This window comes from Enterobacter sp. MGH 24 (assembly GCF_000493015.1).
In the GTDB taxonomy this organism is placed as follows: Bacteria; Pseudomonadota; Gammaproteobacteria; order Enterobacterales; family Enterobacteriaceae; genus Enterobacter.
On the sequence record NZ_KI535657.1, the window covers coordinates 3,135,642 to 3,151,494 of the forward strand.

The window sequence follows — 15,853 nt, forward strand, 5'->3', positions numbered from 1 at the left end:
AATGGTGCATATGGCGGGTCGGGAAAACGCAGGTTTTTTCGACCCGTCCGCGTTTTATCAGGCTTTACAAGAATATTCCCCGCTTCGCCCTATCTGGCACATTAGTTGCAAAATCACATTCAAAGAATCTTTTGTTTCATGTTAACGTTACGGGGAAGCACCATGAAAAAATTGTTGATTGCACTGGCCGGGGCCGCATGCCTCTTCACACAGCTGCCGGCAAAGGCTGACCAGCTTCAGGATATCGAGAAGCGCGGTACCATCCGAATTGCCGTTCCGCAGGACTTCCCGCCGTTTGGCTCGGTGGGGACCGATCTGCAGCCGCAGGGTTATGACATCGACATGGCGCGCTATCTGGCCAAACAGATGAAGCTCAAGCTGCAGCTGGTGCCGGTGACCAGCGCCAACCGCGTGCCGTACCTGCAAACCGATAAGGTGGATCTGGTCATTTCAAGCCTCGGTAAAAACCCGGAGCGCGAGAAGGTGATCGACTTCAGCCGCGCCTACGCGCCGTTCTTCCTCGGCGTGTTTGGTCCGAAAGGAGCCGAGCTGAAAGACGCCGCCGCGCTGAGCGGAAAAACCATCGGCGTGACGCGCGGAGCGGTGGAGGACATGGTGCTGACTGGCCTGGCGCCGAAAGACGCGGACGTGAAACGCTACGAAGACAACAACACCACGCTCTCCGCCTACCTCTCCGGACAGGTGCAGTACGTGGCAACCGGCAACCTCGTGGTGGCGGCCATTTCGCGCCAGAACGCGGATAAAGCCCCGGTGCCGAGCTTTATGCTGAAAGACTCGCCGTGCTTTATTGGCCTGAAGAAAAACGAACCGGCCCTGAAGGCAAAAGTGGATGCGCTGATTGAGCAGGGCATCAAGGACGGCACGCTGAACGGCCTGTCCGAGCAATGGCTGAAGGCCCCGCTGCCGGCAAGCCTCGGCGTTTAAGGCTATGGCTGAGCAACTCGATTTTTCAGCGCTCTGGCCGCACTGGCCGGCGCTGCTGGCGGGGCTGTGGGTCACCGTTCAGCTGACGGTGATGGCAACCGTCGGCGGGCTGGCAACAGGGATTTTCGGGGCGGCGATCCGCAGCGGACGCACCACCTGGTTCAGCCGGATCTGGGGCGCGTACGTGGAGATCATCCGCAACACGCCGTTTGTGGTGCAGCTGTTTTTCATCGTCTTCGGCCTGCCGAATCTGGGGCTGAAGATGACGGCGGGGGAAGCGGCGCTGCTGGCCATGGTGGTGAACCTCGGTGCGTACAGCACCGAGATTATCCGCGCGGGCATTCAGGTCACGCCGAAAGGGCAGTGGGAGGCCGGACGCGTGCTGGGACTGACCCGCCTGCAGACCTTTATTCGCGTGGTGCTGCCGCCCGCGCTGCAGCGCATTTACCCGGCGCTGGTGAGCCAGTGCATCATCGTGATGCTCGGCTCGTCGGTGGTGTCGCAGGTCTCGTATGAAGAGCTGACCTTCGCCGCCAACCTGATCCAGTCCAGAACGTTTCTGAGCTTTGAGGTTTATCTGGTGACAACCGGGATTTACTTAGCGCTGTCGATTACCCTGCGCCAGCTGATGATGGCGGCAGGACGCAAATGGCTGGGGGTGCAGGCATGATGACCACCTTTACCGACTGGGACATTATTCGCAACCTGCTGCTGGCCGGACGCTGGACGGTGCTGCTGTCGCTGGTGGCGTTTGTCGGCGGGGCGGCGGTGACGCTGCCGCTCCTGCTGCTGCGCCTGACGGGCGGGCGCGCGGTGAGGCGCATCATCCGCGGCTATATTGAGCTGTTCCAGGGCACGCCGCTGCTGATGCAGCTGTTCCTGGCCTTCTTCGGCGTGGCGCTGTTCGGCATCGACGTTTCGCCGTGGACCGCCGCCTCGCTGGCGCTGACGTTCTACACCAGCGCGTTTCTGCTCGACATCTGGTTTGGCAGTATTCGCGCCTTGCCAAAAGGGCAGTGGGAAGCCTCGCGCTGTCTGGGGCTGACCTTTGGCCAGACCCTGTTTCGCGTGGTCGCCCCGCAGGCGCTGCGCATCGGCATCGCCCCGACGGTCGGCTTTGCCGTGCAGGTGATCAAGGGCACCGCGCTGGCGTCGATTATCGGCTTTATCGAGCTGACCAAGGCCGGGACCATGCTGACCAACGTGACCTATCAGCCGTTTAAGGTCTTTGCGCTGGTGGCGCTGGGCTACTTTATTCTGTGTTACCCGCTGTCCCGCTACAGCCGCTATCTGGAGACGAAATTCAATGCCTCTCATCACCATTAATCAGGTGCAGAAGTACTACGGCGAAAACCACGTGCTCAAGGGCGTCGATCTGGATATCGACATGGGCCAGGTGATCTCCATTATCGGGCGCAGCGGGTCGGGCAAAAGCACGCTGCTGCGCTGCATCAACGGGCTGGAAGGGTATCAGGACGGCAGCATCAAGCTGGGCGGCATGACCATTACCGATCGGGATTCTCAGGCGCGGGAAATCAGCCGCTCGGTCGGGATGGTGTTCCAGAGCTTTAACCTGTTCCCGCACATGACGGCGCTGGAAAACGTAATGCTCGCCCCGCGTCGGGTGCTGAAGAAAAGCGCCGCCGAATGCCGCGAGCTGGCGCAGCGCATGCTGGAGAAAGTGGGCTTAGGCGATCGTCTGGATTACTACCCGTCGAGCCTCTCCGGCGGCCAGCAGCAGCGCGTGGCGATTGCCCGGGCGCTGGCCATGTCGCCTAAAGTTTTACTCTGTGACGAGATCACCTCCGCGCTAGACCCGGAGCTGGTGGGCGAAGTGCTCAGGGTGCTGGAGCAGCTGGCGGCCGAGGGGATGACGCTGATACTTGTTACCCATGAAATGAATTTTGCCCGCGAAGTGGGCGACCGCGTGGTGTTTATGCACCAGGGGAAAGTCTGGGAGCAGGGCGACAGCAAAACGCTGTTCGCCAACCCGCAGACCACGGAACTGAAGCAGTTCATCTCCTCCGTGCGCGGCCTCAACTGATAAGGACTTAACAATGGATATCGCACGCTTTCCGCAAATCAACCCGCCCCAGCGCCTGCTGATGGGGCCGGGCCCGATCAACGCCGACCCGCGCGTGCTGCGCGCCATGTCGAGCCAGCTGATCGGCCAGTACGATCCGGCCATGACCCACTACATGAACGAGGTGATGGCGCTCTATCGCGGGGTGTTCCGCACCGAGAACCGCTGGACGATGCTGGTGGATGGCACCTCCCGCGCGGGAATTGAAGCCATTCTGGTCTCCGCCATTCGCCCGGGAGATAAGGTGCTGGTGCCGGTCTTTGGCCGCTTTGGTCATCTGCTGTGCGAAATTGCCCGCCGCTGCCGCGCGGAGGTGCATACCATCGAGGTGCCGTGGGGCGAGGTGTTTACCCCGGACCAGGTCGAGGATGCGATTAAGCGTATTCGCCCGCGCCTGCTGCTGACCGTGCAGGGCGACACCTCCACCACCATGCTGCAGCCGCTCGCCGAGCTGGGCGCGATCTGCCGCCGCTACGACGTGCTGTTTTACACCGACGCCACCGCGTCGCTCGGCGGCAACGCGCTGGAGACCGATGACTGGGGGCTGGACGCCGTCTCGGCCGGGATGCAGAAGTGCCTCGGCGGCCCGTCGGGCACCTCGCCGATCACCCTGAGCGCGCGCATGGAGGAGGCGATCCGCCGCCGCAAGTGCGTTGAGGAGGGCATACGCACCGATGCCCACCGCGACGGCGACGAGGAGATGATCTACTCCAACTACTTCGATCTCGGCATGGTGATGGACTACTGGGGGCCGGAGCGCCTGAACCACCACACCGAAGCCACCACCGCCCTGTTTGGCGCCCGCGAATGCGCGCGGCTGATCCTGCAGGAAGGGCTGGATAACGGCATCGCGCGTCATAAGCTACACGGTGACGCATTGCTGAAGGGCATTCAGGCGATGGGGCTCGAGACCTTCGGCGATCTGAAGCACAAGATGAACAACGTGCTGGGCGTGGTGATTCCGCAGGGCGTCAACGGCGACCAGGTGCGTAAGCTGATGCTGGAGGATTTCGGGATTGAAATCGGCACCTCGTTTGGCCCGCTGCACGGCAAAGTGTGGCGCATTGGCACCATGGGCTACAACGCGCGCAAGGACTGCGTGATGACCACCCTGAGCGCGCTGGAGTCGGTGCTGAACTACCTGAAGTTCACCACCACGCAGGGTGCCGCCATGCAGGCCGCGTGGGACCACTATCGCCGCGAGACGCCGCAATGAGCCCGGCGGCAGAACGGGTGATGGCGCGCGCCGACGCGCTGGCCGCCATCAGCGAAACCCCGGATGCGCTGACGAGGGTCTATCTCTCCACGCAGCATCTGCAGGTCAATCAGCTGGTCGGCGAGTGGATGCGCCAGGCGGGAATGACCGTCTGGCAGGACAGCGTGGGCAATATCTGTGGACGCTATGAGGGCGCGCAGGAAGGGGCGCAGGCGGTGCTGCTCGGCTCGCATCTCGATACCGTGCGCAACGCCGGGCGCTACGACGGCATGCTCGGGGTGCTCACCGCCATTGAGGTGGTGGACAGCCTGCACCAGCAGGGGCGGCATCTGACCCAGGCCATCGAGATTGTCGGGTTTGGCGACGAAGAGGGAACCCGTTTTGGCATCACCCTGTTAGGCAGCCGGGGCATCACGGGCACCTGGCCGCAGGGCTGGCTGGAGACGTGTGATGCCAACGGCATCAGCGTGGCGCAGGCGATGGTGCAGGCGGGACTCGACCCCGCCCGCGTGGCACTTGCGGCACGCCATCAGGACGATTTCAGCGCCTGTCTGGAGCTGCACATCGAACAGGGGCCGTGTCTGGAGCAGGAAGGTCTGGCGCTGGGCGTGGTGGAAGCGATTAACGGCGCGCGCCGCCTCAGCTGCCGCTTCACCGGGGAGGCCGGACACGCGGGTACCGTGCCGATGAGTCACCGTAAGGATGCCCTGGCCGCCGCCGCCGAGTGGATGGTGCTGATCGAAAACACCACCCGACAGCAGGGCGGTCATCGCGTGGCGACGGTCGGGGAGCTGCGCTGCCTGCCCGGTGCGGTGAATGTGATCCCGGGCGAGGTTGCGCTCTCGCTGGATATTCGCGGCCCGCAGGATGCCCCGCTTGACGCGCTGCTCGCGGAACTGCTGGCGCAGGCGCAGGCCATTGCCGCCCGTCGCGGGCTGAGCTTCAGCGCCGAGGAGTTTTACCGTATCGCCGCCACGCCGTGCGATGCGCGTTTGCAGGAGCTGCTGGGACAGGCCGTTGAATCGGTGCAGGGGCGCTCATTATCGCTGCCGAGCGGTGCCGGGCATGACACCATCGCGCTGGCAGAACGCTGGCCGGTCGGCATGCTGTTTGTACGCTGCAAAGGGGGCGTCAGCCATCATCCGGCAGAATCGGTGATGGCTGAGGATGTTGCCCTGGCGATTGAGGCGTTTGGGCGGGCGGTGAGAGCGCTTGGTGCGATCTGAGTATTGCCCGGCGGCGCTACGCTTGCACGGGCCTACGGGACGGGTAGGCCGGGTAAGCGCAGCGCCACCCGGCAGGGAACCGCGTTACTCCAGCCCCAGCGTATATTGCGCGATTTTAAAGTAGATAATCAGCCCGGTGCCGTCGATAAGCGTCGCGATAAACGGCGCGGAGACGACCGCCGGGTCAATGCCGCAGCGCTTGAGCACCATGGGGATCACGGACGAGACGATGGCGCTCCACAGCGTAATGCACACCAGCGTCAGGCTGACGATAAGCGTGATTTCCAGCCCAATACCCATCATCCAGGCGCGAATACACCCGGCAATACCGAGCGTGGCGGCAATCATTAGCGAGGTGGTCATCTCTTTACGCAGCACGCGGCCAACGTCGCGGAGACGGACTTCCCCCAGCGCCATGGCGCGCACCAGCGTGGAGGTGATCTGCGTCCCGCTGTTGCCGCCCGTGCCGATCAGCAGCGGAATAAAGAACGCCAGCGCGATGGCGGACTCCAGCGCCTCTTCAAAATGCTGGATCACCGAGCTGGTGTAGGCTTCCGCGACAAACAGCAGCAGCAGCCAGACGGAGCGTTTCTTCCACAGGCTATACGGGCTGGTGTCCAGATAGGGCTTCTCCAGCGGCAGCGTCGCCCCCTGAAGCTGAGCATCTTCGGTGACGTCATCTTCCAGCAGATGGGCGATTTCGCGCTCGGTCAGACAGCCGACGAGCTTGCCGTGGGTGACCACGGGCACCACGTCCGCGCCGCCGTGCGCCAGCAGTCCGGCAACGTCGGCACGTTCATCCTCCGGTTTGACCTGCAAAAACTGCGAAATCATCAGCGATTTCACCGGCCGTACCGTATCGGCGGTTTGCAGCAATTTGCGCACGGCAATCATGCCCGCCAGGCGGCCATTGTCTTCAATAAAAATATGAGACGGAATATCGTCGTCTTTTAATTTTTCGAAGAATTGCTCGCGCGCCAGCGCCACGCATAATGAAATATCGAGGACAATAAAATCGGTATTCATATATTGCGCGATCGCGCTGTCATTGAATGCCAGATTTTGGTTGTGAATAGCGTAAGACATAGTGAATTCCCTTTGAATAATAACATCTCTCAGGGGCGAGCAAGACAGGGCATGTCGAAGAGGAGATCCCCACGTCCTGGGTTCAGCACTGTACACCGTATCCCGTGCGGGAAGTTATACTGACAAAGCCTTGATTCGACAGTGCCTGTTTTACCCTGTGTCGATTCTCTCGAACCTACCAGAGCGATAACGTGTATTTGTACAGGAGCCTCGCCATAACGAGATCGTTGTAAAACGTGAGAAATAATACGCTTATTTGATATTGCCGCTCGGGAAATTAAATAATGTTTAAGAACGGTTTAGGAGAATCTTATTAATAAAGCGTTGAGGGTTTATTTAAGATAATTCATTTCTAATGGAGGATTATATAATCAACGGAGGAGAGGGAAATGGCGTGGTTTGATAATCTGCTGAATCATTTTGCGCTCTATCCGGCACATCTTTTCGCGCTGTTATTTATGATGGCGCTGAGTAAATCGACGGTGCTGATCTCCTCCGTGCTGCCGCCCGCCTCGGTGATGCTGCTGGCGGGGATTACCGTCAGCCAGGCGACCATGCATCCTGCGCTGGCGTGGCTGGCCGTGGTATTGGGGGCAACGGCGGGGTCGGTGCTGAACTACCATATCGGCCATCTGATGGGGCACTCCCGGCTGGTCACGCGTTTCACCTCAAAGCATGCCGACAAGTTCTTGCGGGTCCAGCATCAGCTGCAAAAGAACGGTGTCATCGTGCTGTTTACGTCGCGCTTTCTGGCGGTGTTGCGCTATATCGTGCCGCTGGCGGCGGGGATGCTCAGGCTGAATGCGGTCAAGGTCTACGCCGTCAGCCTGCTTTCCGCCTGCGTATGGGCGGCGCTGTATGTCGGCATCGTCACCGGCATCAGCGCCTTTTGAACTACAGACTTCCCATGCCGCCGTCGACCAGCAGCTCCGTTCCTACCGTGTAGCTTGACTCGTCGGACGCCAGATAGAGCGCGGCTTTTGCCAGCTCCGTCGTCGAGCCCATTCTGCCGAGCGGCACCAGCTTAATGACCTCTGCCATCATCGCGTTAAGCGCCTCGTCGCTTAGGCCCGTCTTCGTAAACGCCGGGGTTTCCACCGGGCCGGGGCTCAGGCCGTTGACGCGGATCCCGCGCGGCAGCAGCTCCGCCGACAGCGTGCGCGCCAGCGACAGCAGGGCGGCCTTGCTCGCGGCATACACGCTGCTGGTGGGCAGGCCGATGCGCGCGCTCACGGAGCCGCAGAGGATCACCGACGACGGGTTATTCAGCAGCGGCAGCAGCGCCTGAATTAAAAAGAACGGTCCCTTCAGGTTGATGCCCATCAGGCGGTCCCAGGCCTCTTCCTGCCACGCTTCCAGCGGGGCGTGCGTTACGTCGCCCGCGTTGAGAAACACCGCGTCCAGGCGCGGCCAGCGGGCGGCGAGAGTGTCCGTCAGCGCTTTCTGCGAAGCAATATCTCCCGCATCGGTCGGGATCACCCAGGCCTTATCGCCCAGAATGCGCTCTGCTTCGGCGAGGGTGTCCGGGTTGCGTCCGGTCACGGCGACGCGTGCGCCTTCGGCGATAAACGCCTGCGCGGTGGCGAGACCGATGCCGCTGGTGCCGCCGGTAATCAGCGTATATTTATCTGTTAAACGACCCATGTTCTTCTCCTGAAATGTCTCTGGAGAAAGCACTATAGAAACGTTAGTATCGAAAGGAAACCAGGTACCAAATGGATACTAAAGAGGCAAGAGGTGTGCTATGGCAGAAATGCTGGAGGTGTGCTGTGAAAAAAAATCTGAGGCGTATACCTGCCCGATGACGCAGTTTGTCAACCTGATTTCCGGTAAATGGGCGATCCCCATTCTCTACCGCCTGATTGTCTTTAATACGCCCGTTCGCTTTGGCGATCTTCTGCGGGCCGCTGCCCCCATCACGCAGAAAGAGCTGACGAAGCAGCTGCGCCTGTTTGAGCAGCGCGGGCTGGTGACGCGGACGGTCTACCCGGAGATCCCCCCGCGCGTGGAGTATCAAATCACCGAGCTGGGGCTAACCCTGCAGGACGCACTTTCGCCGCTGGCCGCCTGGATGAGCGAGTACGGCGACCAGCTGGAGCGTTAGTCTACTGTTTTACGTAGCGCGGTGCCGGAATGCCGGTGCGCGCGCTGTTGAACAGCTCAAGACGTGCCGCTTCGTAGCGATCCCACAGGCCGGCGTCATGCATCGGCGGGATGGTGATCGGTTCACCCTGATCCAGACCCGCCAGCGATGCATCCACCATATCATCGGTGGTCATCACCGATCCTTCCGGCAGATCGTTCACCGTGACGCCCGAGTGGCTCCAGATTTCTGTCGCCGTGGCGGCGGGCAGTACGGCCTGAATGCGCACGCTGCTGTCGGCAAACTCTTCCTGTAACCCACGGGTAAAGCTCAACACCCACGCCTTGGTGGCGCTGTAGAGGGCGCTACCGGCGCGGACGTGCAGCGCTAATACCGACGCGATATTGATCAGCGTGCCGCGATTGTTCTGCGCCAGGCGGGGCAGGATGGCGTAGGTTAAGCGCATCAGCGCCGTGGTGTTCAGGGTGTTAATGGCCTGATGCTGCGCCACCTCGCCCGCGAGGAACGGTGCCATCTGCGCGGTGCCCGCGTTGTTAATGAGCGTATCAATGGCGGTGTTGCTGCGCAGCGCCTCTTCCACGGCGCGGATCCCGGCTTCATCGGTAAGATCGGCCACCAGAATATCGACGGCCACGCCATAGCGCGCGCGAAGGTCGGCGGCAAGGGTTTTCAGGCGATCTTCGCGGCGGGCAACCAGCACCAGATTGGCGCCGCGCGCGGCAAGACGGTCGGCATAAACGGCACCAATCCCGGAAGAGGCGCCCGTAATCAGGGCGGTGGTGATTTGCGTAGTCATCGTGTGTTACCTCAGGGCAAAGTGGGTTATTTGGTTTCAAGATGAAACTGAATAAACTCTCGGCCATTTGGTTTTATAATGCAACCATTTTGCTGAGCATTTTGTGCTTTTGCCGTCGGGAACGATCAGGAGGGCAGTTTAGCCACAATCTCTTCAGGCGTCAGTTCGCGCCCATCGTCGGCGATAAGCGCCAGCTTACGCAGGGGTTTGCGCTGTTCGGTATCGACCAGCACGGTGCCGCATTCGTTTTCGGCAAACAAAAATTCATTCCCCCACTGGGACAGGGCAACCAGCACGGTTTGCAGGGCGCGTCCCTTGTCGGTCAGGACGTATTCCTGCCAGGCGCTGCCGTCGGAGGCGGGCTGAAGCCGGAGAATACCCTCGTCGACGAGCAGTTTTAGCCGGGTGGTCAGCATGTTTTTTGCGATACCGAGGCTTTTCTGGAACTCGCCGAAGCGCTTAACCCCGCGCAGCGCGTCGCGCACGATCAGCAGCGACCACCAGTCGCCGATGATATCCAGCGAACGGGCGACGGGGCAGGTGCTCTCTTCAAGGCGGGTACGTTTCATGGTCAATTCTCCGGTGGTGTGTGGTTTTATTATAAAACTAATTGGCACACACCGTAAGCGGGTTAATCATCAGTATGAGAAATGCTTCCCGGAAAATTGTCACGAATCTGTCACACTGAACGTGACATTTTAAAACGAGTGAGGAATTAGGGATGAGAAAAGCACTACTCGCGCTGGCGGTCGCCGGTTCCATTTCAGCAACGTTTGGCGTGCAGGCGCAAGAGACGCCGGAAGGGTATCAGCTGGAGCAAGTTTTAATCATGAGTCGCCATAACCTGCGCGCGCCGCTCGCCAATAACGGCAGCGTGCTGGAGCAGTCCACGCCTAAGCAGTGGCCGGAGTGGGAGGTGCCGGGCGGTCAGCTCACCACCAAGGGCGGCGTGCTGGAAGTCTACATGGGCCATTACATGCGCGAGTGGCTGGCAGAGCAGGGGATGGTGAAGACGGGAGAGTGTCCGGCGGCGGATAGCGTTTATGCTTACGCTAACAGCCTGCAGCGTACCGTCGCGACCGCGCAGTTCTTTATCACCGGCGCGTTCCCGGGCTGCGACGTTCCCGTGCACCATCAGGAAAAAATGGGCACCATGGATCCGACCTTTAATCCGGTGATTACCGATAACTCGCCGGAATTCCGTGAAAAAGCGCTCAAGGCGATGGAGACCGAGCGGCAGAAAATGCAGCTCGCAGACAGCTATAAGCTGCTGGAGCAGATGACGAACTACGCCGATTCGCCGTCGTGCAAAGAGAAAAAGGTCTGCTCGCTGGCGGACGCGAAAGATACCTTCAGCGCCGACTATGAAAAAGAGCCTGGCGTATCCGGGCCGCTGAAGGTGGGTAACTCGCTGGTGGACGCGTTCACGCTACAGTATTACGAAGGCTTCCCGGCCGACCAGGTGGCCTGGGGCGAAATCAAAACCGACCAGCAGTGGCGCGTGCTGTCGAAGCTGAAGAACGGCTATCAGGATTCGCTATTTACCTCTACCGAGGTGGCGCAAAACGTGGCGAAGCCGCTGGTGAAATATATCGATAAAACCCTGGTCACCGAACAGGCGAAAGCGCCTAAGATCACCCTGCTGGTGGGGCATGACTCGAACATTGCTTCCCTGCTGACGGCCCTGGATTTCAAACCGTATCAGCTGCACGACCAGCAGGAGCGCACCCCGATTGGCGGCAAGATTGTCTTCCAGCGCTGGCATGACAAAAATGCCAACCAGGAGCTGATGAAAATTGAGTATGTCTACCAGAGCTCGGAGCAGCTGCGTAACGCCAGCGTGCTGTCGCTGCAGTCGCCCGCGCAGCGCGTGACGCTGGAGCTGAAAGGCTGCCCGGTGGATGCGAACGGCTTCTGTCCTGTCGATAAATTCAATGCGGTGATGAATAACGCGGCGAAGTAAGGGAGACCCCCCCGCTGCGGCGGGGGGAAACGCTTAGACGTTTTTACGTTCGATGGTTTGCTCGCCCCAGAAGAGCGAGTCTTTATCCGTTTTTTCGAAGGCGCGCACCAGCACCTCATCGTTACCTTCCTCCCAAATCTGCTCGGCCAGCTTTTCATCATATTTAGCGACTTCAAAGATAGCTTCGGCAATCTCCGGAGAGGTGTTGCGTAAACTTGCCCATTCGCCCACGTGGTGAGCTTTGGATTCTTGAGTTGGCATGCTTGTCCTCCTGTTGGGTGTTAGCCGTTCAGTTTTTTGGCCAGACCCGCGACGTATTCACCCTGATAGCGGGCGATAGCCAGTTCTTCATTGCTTGGCTGACGTGAGCCATCCCCACCGGCAATGGTGGTTGCGCCGTACGGCGTACCGCCGCGCACCTGGGAAACGTCAAACAGCTCCTGCGCGCCGTAGCCGATCGGCACAATCACCATCCCGTGATGAGCAAGGGTAGTCCAGGTTGAGGTAATCGTCTGCTCCTGACCGCCGCCGGTGCCGGTAGAGCTGAATACGCTGGCGAGTTTGCCGTAGAGCGCCCCGGATGCCCAAAGCCCGCCGGTTTGATCGAGGAAGGTACGCATCTGGCCCGACATATTGCCGAAGCGGGTTGGGGTGCCGAAGATGATGGCATCATAGTCAGCCAGCTCCTGCGGGGTAGCCTGAGGCGCGTTTTGCGTTTTACCGCCCGCTTTTAAAAACGCCTCGGCATTCATGGTTTCCGGTACGCGTTTGACCACAACCTCAACGCCATCAACTCTGTTTGCACCTTCTGCTACCGCGTGAGCCATGGTTTCAATGTGTCCATACATGGAATAATAGAGCACCAGAACTTTTGCCATTTTGCATCACTCCTCGTTGGTTTTTCTGACAGCGGATCGCTGCGTTCTTTTAAAGATATGCCATCACAGCCAGACTGCAAAAATGAACGGCATTTCTTTGATTTATAACAATATGGTTACAAAAAGGCGCTGTAGCAAAATGAAACAACTTTTCGGCGGCGGATTTTTGAAATGATAAGAAAGGCTTATGAATAGCCGTCGCGTCATCTCACCCGAAAGGCTGAGTTCATGTTGCAGAATATTACCTGCGGCTTGCCGGATAGCGGCATTCCACTAAGCTTAGTTTCACGCGGCACAGATAAAGGCACTGTCCTTGTGTTGCGAGGTGAAAGATTCCTCTTTTACTGAATGCAATATGATGTCTAATGTTTCACATTCTGGAGGTTAGAGATGGCAAACCATCGTGGTGGTTCAGGTAATTTCGCAGAAGACCGTGAAAGAGCATCAGAAGCAGGCCGTAAAGGTGGCCAGCATAGCGGGGGCAATTTTAAGAATGACCCGCAACGCGCATCTGAAGCTGGCAAGAAAGGGGGCAAAAACAGCCACGGCAGCAGCAGTAAGTAGCACGCCGGGTTGAACCCCTGCCGCCGGGATCTCCCGGCGGTTTTTTTATTTCTGCAACATTGAACTGTAACCAAAGGCAACGCACACTAGAGAATTGATGTTAACTGCGAGTGCCGCATGTCTGTTTCCCGTTTCAAATTCTCCGTTAAGCCGCAGGAAGCGATTCTGATACTCATTACCATGTTCTGGGGCGGGACGTTTCTGGCCGTCCAGTACGCGGTGACCCTGAGCGATCCCTTCTTCTTTGTCGGCCTGCGCTTTGCGACGGCGGCGATTGCCGTGGCGCTGATATCGCTTAAAACCCTGCGGGGGCTGACGCTTACAGAGCTTAAGGCCGGCGTGGCGATCGGGGTGGCGATAGCGATGGGCTACAGCCTGCAGACGTGGGGATTGCAGACCATCTACAGCAGTAAATCTGCGTTTATCACCGCCATGTATGTGCCCCTGGTGCCGCTCTTGCAGTGGCTCTGTCTCGGCAGAATGCCGGGACTGATGTCCTGTATTGGCATCGTGCTGGCGTTTATCGGTCTTATCTTACTGGCCGGGCCGGAAAACAACCTGCTCGCGCTGGGGCCGGGCGAAATCATCACCCTGATTGGGGCGATTGCCATTGCGGCGGAAATTATTCTGATTAGCGCCTGGGCGGGCAAGGTCGACGTTAAGCGGGTGACGGTGGTGCAGCTCGCCACCGCGTCGCTGGTGGCGTTTGCGACCATGGTGCCTGCCGGGGAGTCCGTGCCGCCGATGTCCACCGGGCTGGTGGTGGTCGCGCTGGGGCTGGGTATCTTCAGCGCTATTATTCAGGTCACCATGAACTGGGCGCAGCGCAGCGTATCGCCAACCCGCGCGACGGTGATTTATACCGGTGAACCGGTCTGGGCGGGGATTTTCGGACGCATTGCAGGTGAGCGATTGCCGCTTCTGGCCCTGGTGGGCGCGGCATTTATTGTCGCCGGGGTGCTGGTGAGCGAGTTAAAGCTAAAAAAACGACGCAAGGCGATTGCCGGGATGAGCGCTGAACAAGGGGCAGATAGCTAACAACGCGCACGCTGCCCGTTTTGCCCGGCGGCGCTACGCTTGCGCGGGCCTACATACTCATTGTAGGCCGGGTAAGCGCAGCGTCACCCGGCAAGAAAGCGGCACTTATTTCAGGTGGAGGGGGTAATGGCTTCCGCCTGCGCTTCATTCCCTTTCCGGCGGCTCAGCAGGGCGTTAAGCAGGATCGCGCCGAAGGTCGCCGTGCCAATTCCGCCAATCGTAAACCCGCCCAGCGTCAGGGCAAAATCGCCTGCGCCCAGCACCAGCGTGACCGCCACCATAATCAGGTTGCCGTTCTGGCTGAGATCGACCCGATGCTGCACCCAGATGCGCGCGCCGGCCACGGCGATCAGCCCAAACACCACAATTGATGCGCCGCCGATGACCGGTGACGGAATGGTGTGGATCAGCGCGCCGAACTTCGGTGAGAAGCCGAGCAGCATCGCCATTACCGCCGCCGCCACGAAGACCAGCGTCGAGTAGACTTTGGTCACCGCCATCACGCCGATGTTTTCGGCATAGGTGGTAACGCCGCTGCCGCCCACGGAACCGGAGAGCATGGTCGCCAGCCCGTCACCGACGAACGCGCGGCCCATGTACGGATCCATGCTGCGTCCGGTCATTCCCGCGACCGCTTTCAGGTGGCCTAAGTTCTCCGCCACCAGGATAACGGCGACGGGCGCGATAAGCATCATCGCCTGCGTGTTGAAGGTGGGGGAGGTGATCTTCGGCAGGCCGAACCAGGCGGCCTGATGAAGCAGCGTAAAATCAACCGGCTTACCCAGCCCGAAAACGTTGGCCAGCAGGGCGTAGACCAGACAGGCAACAATCAGCCCGACCAGAATCAGCAGCCGCTGGATCATCCCCCGCGTAAAGACCGCCACCAGGCCGATGCACAGCACGGTGATCACCGCCATCCAGCTTTCAAACGGCGAGGCGGAGACGCTCCTGACCGCAATCGGGGCGAGGTTCAGGCCTATCGCCATCACCACGGCGCCCGTCACGACCGGGGGCATCATGCGTTCGATCCAGCGCGTGCCGATTTTCATCACCACCAGGCCAATCAGGGTGTACACCAGACCGCAGGCGATGATGCCGCCGAGGGCCACGCTCAGGTTGGGGTTGATCCCCTGGCCGTTAAACCCGGTGGTGGCGATGACCACTCCGACAAAGGCGGCGCTGGAGCCGAGATAGCTGGGCACGCGCCCGCCGGTAACAAAAAAGAACAGCAGGGTACCGATACCCGACATCAAAATAGAGAGGTTAGGATCGAGTCCCATCAGCATCGGCATCAGCACCGTCGCGCCGAACATGGCAACCGCGTGCTGCACGCCCATCACCATCGTCTGCCCGAGCGGGAGGCGTTCATCCGGCGCGACCACGCCTGCTTCTGTGGAGGTCGATTTCAACTGCCAGTGGGGAAATCCGAACATGGTCTGTCTCCTTAAGGCGGGTTAGCAGGCAGGGCGCATAAGCGCGTGGTAGCCGCGGTCAAACCACACCAGCCCTTGCGGCGCGGGGTGGCGGATAATCGAAACAATGTCGCAAAACAGAATGTCGTGGGTGCCGACGCTGACCACCTGGCTGATGCGGCAGTCAAACGAGGCCAGCGCATCCTCCAGGCGCGGGCAGCCCGTGTCGCCCGTCTGCCAGCGGGCGGCGGCAAAGCGTTCCTCCATCGGCGTTTTCCCGCCAAACAGGTTTGATAAAGGCTCCTGTCCGGCGCTCAGGGTATTCACGCAAAGGGTGCGGTTTTCGCTAAACGTTGGCCAGACGGACGCGCCGCGGTTCAGGCACACCAGCAGGGTAGGCGGTGAATCCGTGACGCTGCACACCGCGCTGGCGGTGAAGCCTGCCATCCCCGCCGGGCCGTCGGTGGTGATGATGTTGACCGCCGCGCCAACGCAGGCCATGGCGTCGCGAAAGGTTTGTTTATCCGGTGTCGTCATCATCG

The 15,853-nt window shown here is 60.0% G+C and carries 19 protein-coding genes and 1 riboswitch; of the genes, 11 read left to right on the plus strand and 8 right to left on the minus strand.

Annotated elements, in window-relative coordinates:
* The first annotated feature begins 162 nt into the window (after positions 1 to 162).
* Genes L370_RS07235 through hpxK form a run of 6 tightly spaced genes read left to right on the plus strand, consistent with a single transcriptional unit; the run spans position 163 to position 5,470 of the window.
* Positions 163 to 945, plus strand: a complete 783-nt coding sequence (locus tag L370_RS07235; protein WP_010429429.1) for a transporter substrate-binding domain-containing protein — start codon at positions 163 to 165, stop codon at positions 943 to 945.
* A gap of 4 nt (positions 946 to 949) precedes the next feature.
* On the plus strand, positions 950 to 1,615 hold the full coding sequence (locus L370_RS07230; RefSeq protein WP_023335198.1) for an amino acid ABC transporter permease: 666 nt from the start codon (positions 950 to 952) through the stop codon (positions 1,613 to 1,615).
* Positions 1,615 to 2,271 carry an amino acid ABC transporter permease gene (locus L370_RS07225; RefSeq protein WP_071787484.1) on the plus strand — a complete coding sequence of 219 codons (657 nt, stop codon included), beginning with the start codon at positions 1,615 to 1,617 and terminating at the stop codon, positions 2,269 to 2,271. Before L370_RS07230 ends, L370_RS07225 begins: the two co-directional genes overlap by 1 nt.
* Positions 2,252 to 2,989: an amino acid ABC transporter ATP-binding protein gene (locus tag L370_RS07220; RefSeq protein WP_023335200.1), complete on the plus strand. Its 738-nt coding sequence runs from the start codon at positions 2,252 to 2,254 to the stop codon at positions 2,987 to 2,989. The genes L370_RS07225 and L370_RS07220 overlap by 20 nt, the downstream gene beginning before the upstream one ends.
* A gap of 13 nt (positions 2,990 to 3,002) precedes the next feature.
* Positions 3,003 to 4,244 (plus strand): pyridoxal-phosphate-dependent aminotransferase family protein, encoded by a 1,242-nt coding sequence (locus L370_RS07215; protein WP_023335201.1) that lies wholly within the window; start codon positions 3,003 to 3,005, stop codon positions 4,242 to 4,244.
* Positions 4,241 to 5,470, plus strand: coding sequence for an allantoate amidohydrolase (gene hpxK, locus L370_RS07210; protein ID WP_023335202.1), 1,230 nt, complete (start codon positions 4,241 to 4,243; stop codon positions 5,468 to 5,470). The genes L370_RS07215 and hpxK overlap by 4 nt, the downstream gene beginning before the upstream one ends.
* Before the next feature lie 84 nt (positions 5,471 to 5,554).
* On the opposite strand, the gene L370_RS07205 is transcribed toward hpxK, so the two are convergent.
* Positions 5,555 to 6,556, minus strand: coding sequence for a magnesium transporter (locus tag L370_RS07205; RefSeq protein ID WP_023335203.1), 1,002 nt, complete (start codon positions 6,554 to 6,556; stop codon positions 5,555 to 5,557).
* Between the two features lie 60 nt (positions 6,557 to 6,616).
* A riboswitch (M-box (ykoK) riboswitch) is annotated at positions 6,617 to 6,786 on the minus strand.
* 159 nt (positions 6,787 to 6,945) lie between these two features.
* Between L370_RS07205 and L370_RS07200 the strand changes: the two genes are divergently transcribed.
* Positions 6,946 to 7,449 (plus strand): DedA family protein, encoded by a 504-nt coding sequence (locus tag L370_RS07200; RefSeq protein WP_023335204.1) that lies wholly within the window; start codon positions 6,946 to 6,948, stop codon positions 7,447 to 7,449.
* A gap of 1 nt (position 7,450) precedes the next feature.
* Here L370_RS07200 and L370_RS07195 read toward each other — a convergent pair whose 3' ends face one another.
* Positions 7,451 to 8,200: an SDR family oxidoreductase gene (locus L370_RS07195; protein ID WP_023335205.1), complete on the minus strand. Its 750-nt coding sequence runs from the start codon at positions 8,198 to 8,200 to the stop codon at positions 7,451 to 7,453.
* Positions 8,201 to 8,300: 100 nt separating this feature from the next.
* On the opposite strand from L370_RS07195, the gene L370_RS07190 reads away from it, so the two are divergent.
* The gene (locus L370_RS07190; RefSeq protein ID WP_023335206.1) at positions 8,301 to 8,660 is read left to right on the plus strand and encodes a winged helix-turn-helix transcriptional regulator; all 360 of its coding nucleotides are present in this window, start codon (positions 8,301 to 8,303) and stop codon (positions 8,658 to 8,660) included.
* 1 nt (position 8,661) lies between these two features.
* On the opposite strand, the gene L370_RS07185 is transcribed toward L370_RS07190, so the two are convergent.
* Together L370_RS07185 and L370_RS07180 are read right to left on the minus strand one after the other, a co-directional pair.
* A complete protein-coding gene (locus L370_RS07185) occupies positions 8,662 to 9,456 on the minus strand; it encodes an SDR family NAD(P)-dependent oxidoreductase (RefSeq protein ID WP_023335207.1) in 795 nt (264 codons plus the stop codon).
* Between the two features lie 125 nt (positions 9,457 to 9,581).
* A complete protein-coding gene (locus tag L370_RS07180) occupies positions 9,582 to 10,025 on the minus strand; it encodes a winged helix-turn-helix transcriptional regulator (protein WP_023335208.1) in 444 nt (147 codons plus the stop codon).
* Between the two features lie 152 nt (positions 10,026 to 10,177).
* Here L370_RS07180 and agp point away from each other — a divergent pair, with 152 nt between their 5' ends.
* Positions 10,178 to 11,419: a bifunctional glucose-1-phosphatase/inositol phosphatase gene (gene agp, locus L370_RS07175; protein WP_023335209.1), complete on the plus strand. Its 1,242-nt coding sequence runs from the start codon at positions 10,178 to 10,180 to the stop codon at positions 11,417 to 11,419.
* 33 nt (positions 11,420 to 11,452) lie between these two features.
* Here the strand turns inward: agp and L370_RS07170 are convergent, their stop codons facing one another.
* The gene (locus L370_RS07170) at positions 11,453 to 11,680 is read right to left on the minus strand and encodes a YccJ family protein (protein WP_008499832.1); all 228 of its coding nucleotides are present in this window, start codon (positions 11,678 to 11,680) and stop codon (positions 11,453 to 11,455) included.
* A 20-nt stretch (positions 11,681 to 11,700) separates the two neighbouring features.
* A complete protein-coding gene (wrbA, locus tag L370_RS07165) occupies positions 11,701 to 12,297 on the minus strand; it encodes an NAD(P)H:quinone oxidoreductase (RefSeq protein WP_023335210.1) in 597 nt (198 codons plus the stop codon).
* A 390-nt stretch (positions 12,298 to 12,687) separates the two neighbouring features.
* On the opposite strand from wrbA, the gene L370_RS0122025 reads away from it, so the two are divergent.
* Together L370_RS0122025 and L370_RS07160 are read left to right on the plus strand one after the other, a co-directional pair.
* Positions 12,688 to 12,861 carry a con-10 family general stress protein gene (locus L370_RS0122025; RefSeq protein WP_024909630.1) on the plus strand — a complete coding sequence of 58 codons (174 nt, stop codon included), beginning with the start codon at positions 12,688 to 12,690 and terminating at the stop codon, positions 12,859 to 12,861.
* Positions 12,862 to 12,978: 117 nt separating this feature from the next.
* Complete coding sequence (locus L370_RS07160; protein ID WP_023335211.1) at positions 12,979 to 13,899, plus strand: DMT family transporter; 921 nt, start codon at positions 12,979 to 12,981, stop codon at positions 13,897 to 13,899.
* 110 nt (positions 13,900 to 14,009) lie between these two features.
* On the opposite strand, the gene rutG is transcribed toward L370_RS07160, so the two are convergent.
* On the minus strand, positions 14,010 to 15,332 hold the full coding sequence (gene rutG, locus L370_RS07155) for a pyrimidine utilization transport protein G (protein WP_023335212.1): 1,323 nt from the start codon (positions 15,330 to 15,332) through the stop codon (positions 14,010 to 14,012).
* A 21-nt stretch (positions 15,333 to 15,353) separates the two neighbouring features.
* Positions 15,354 to 15,848, minus strand: coding sequence for an NADH-dependent FMN reductase RutF (gene rutF, locus L370_RS07150; RefSeq protein WP_023327078.1), 495 nt, complete (start codon positions 15,846 to 15,848; stop codon positions 15,354 to 15,356).
* Between the last annotated feature and the right edge of the window lie 5 nt (positions 15,849 to 15,853).

Coding starts and splice junctions, on each gene's coding strand:
- L370_RS07235 (WP_010429429.1), top strand. CDS start 163: ATGAAAAAATTGTTGATTGCACTGGCCGGGGCCGCATGCCTCTTCACA.
- L370_RS07230 (WP_023335198.1), top strand. CDS start 950: ATGGCTGAGCAACTCGATTTTTCAGCGCTCTGGCCGCACTGGCCGGCG.
- L370_RS07225 (WP_071787484.1), top strand. CDS start 1,615: ATGACCACCTTTACCGACTGGGACATTATTCGCAACCTGCTGCTGGCC.
- L370_RS07220 (WP_023335200.1), top strand. CDS start 2,252: ATGCCTCTCATCACCATTAATCAGGTGCAGAAGTACTACGGCGAAAAC.
- L370_RS07215 (WP_023335201.1), top strand. CDS start 3,003: ATGGATATCGCACGCTTTCCGCAAATCAACCCGCCCCAGCGCCTGCTG.
- hpxK (WP_023335202.1), top strand. CDS start 4,241: ATGAGCCCGGCGGCAGAACGGGTGATGGCGCGCGCCGACGCGCTGGCC.
- L370_RS07205 (WP_023335203.1), bottom strand. CDS start 6,556: ATGTCTTACGCTATTCACAACCAAAATCTGGCATTCAATGACAGCGCG.
- L370_RS07200 (WP_023335204.1), top strand. CDS start 6,946: ATGGCGTGGTTTGATAATCTGCTGAATCATTTTGCGCTCTATCCGGCA.
- L370_RS07195 (WP_023335205.1), bottom strand. CDS start 8,200: ATGGGTCGTTTAACAGATAAATATACGCTGATTACCGGCGGCACCAGC.
- L370_RS07190 (WP_023335206.1), top strand. CDS start 8,301: ATGGCAGAAATGCTGGAGGTGTGCTGTGAAAAAAAATCTGAGGCGTAT.
- L370_RS07185 (WP_023335207.1), bottom strand. CDS start 9,456: ATGACTACGCAAATCACCACCGCCCTGATTACGGGCGCCTCTTCCGGG.
- L370_RS07180 (WP_023335208.1), bottom strand. CDS start 10,025: ATGAAACGTACCCGCCTTGAAGAGAGCACCTGCCCCGTCGCCCGTTCG.
- agp (WP_023335209.1), top strand. CDS start 10,178: ATGAGAAAAGCACTACTCGCGCTGGCGGTCGCCGGTTCCATTTCAGCA.
- L370_RS07170 (WP_008499832.1), bottom strand. CDS start 11,680: ATGCCAACTCAAGAATCCAAAGCTCACCACGTGGGCGAATGGGCAAGT.
- wrbA (WP_023335210.1), bottom strand. CDS start 12,297: ATGGCAAAAGTTCTGGTGCTCTATTATTCCATGTATGGACACATTGAA.
- L370_RS0122025 (WP_024909630.1), top strand. CDS start 12,688: ATGGCAAACCATCGTGGTGGTTCAGGTAATTTCGCAGAAGACCGTGAA.
- L370_RS07160 (WP_023335211.1), top strand. CDS start 12,979: ATGTCTGTTTCCCGTTTCAAATTCTCCGTTAAGCCGCAGGAAGCGATT.
- rutG (WP_023335212.1), bottom strand. CDS start 15,332: ATGTTCGGATTTCCCCACTGGCAGTTGAAATCGACCTCCACAGAAGCA.
- rutF (WP_023327078.1), bottom strand. CDS start 15,848: ATGACGACACCGGATAAACAAACCTTTCGCGACGCCATGGCCTGCGTT.